Origin of the sequence: Okeania sp. SIO2B9 (assembly GCF_010672505.1) — a bacterium.
Taxonomy (GTDB): domain Bacteria; phylum Cyanobacteriota; class Cyanobacteriia; order Cyanobacteriales; family Microcoleaceae; genus Okeania; species Okeania hirsuta.
The window spans coordinates 1-1,037 of record NZ_JAAHGK010001807.1 but is presented as its reverse complement, the minus strand read 5'-3'; the positions used below and the strand labels follow the sequence as shown (position 1 = coordinate 1,037).

Sequence of the window (1,037 nt, the reverse complement as noted above, 5' to 3'; positions counted from 1 at the left end):
ATTTAAAGTTGAAAATTATTTGTGACATAGTCAATTCAAAAGTTAAAAGTTAAAAGTTAAAAGTAAGATTTTATAGAGCTACAGAACTTTAATTTTACAGTAATTTACCGAAATTATTTACAGCATATTTCGGGCAAATGAGGTACAAGCTTGAATAGTAAAATCATTGTAGTGCGGGCATCTTGCCCGCGACAGGTGTACCTCATAACAACGGGAAGCGCTTTAACATTTAAAATTTGAAACTATTATACCAATTTGAAAAAAGAATGCTATATTTAAGTGACATTTCAATTATTAAGTAATTAACACAAGCTGAATTTTTTTTCGATAATTATTAGCCATTTATTGTTAATTATTCTTATTTTTACCTCTCCCCTACTCCCTCACTCCCCTACTCCCCCGCTCAATAAAATGTACAAAACATTTATCAAATTGGTATTAGTCAAGCTTTTATCTAGAACTAAAAAAAAGCAATGGCTGATGGCTGATTGCTGATTGCTGACAGCTAAATGCTTACTGAGATTTTCTAATATTCTGCATTTTTTCCATAGCCATTAAATATTGTCCGAAAAATGGTAAACCAGCAATTGCTGGTAATACATAACGGGATGTACAAAGTAATCCTAAAGCTGCTCCAACTTCTGTAGAAAAATAAGGTTGATAAAACAGAATAAAAGCAGCATCACGAGTACCAACTCCAGCAAAAGTTAAAGGTAATAATCCAGCCAAAATTGCTAAGGGAGATAATGCTAAACTTGCCAAAAGTGGAACCGAAACATTTAACGCTAGAGTAAAAAACCAAATTTGTAATAAATGCCCGAACCAGATAAATATTGAAGTAGTAGCAATTTTGGTTAATTGTGCTTTGTCGTGCCAAAAATATCTGTGCATTTCTATCCAAGAATGCTCTAAACTATCAATCTTTGAATCTATTTTTTTCGGAGCAATTTTTCGTGCTATTTGAAAAAATATATTGGTAAATTTGCGAGAAGATAATAATAATAATCCAATAATTAATCCTAAAGTGACTCCGGCAG

At 31.8% G+C, this 1,037-nt stretch carries 1 protein-coding gene; it reads right to left on the bottom strand.

The features are described from left to right. Nucleotides 1-513 precede the first annotated feature (513 nt). On the bottom strand, nucleotides 514-1,037 hold a 524-nt coding region (locus F6K13_RS34600; RefSeq protein WP_287290169.1), incomplete at its 5' end, for a flippase-like domain-containing protein.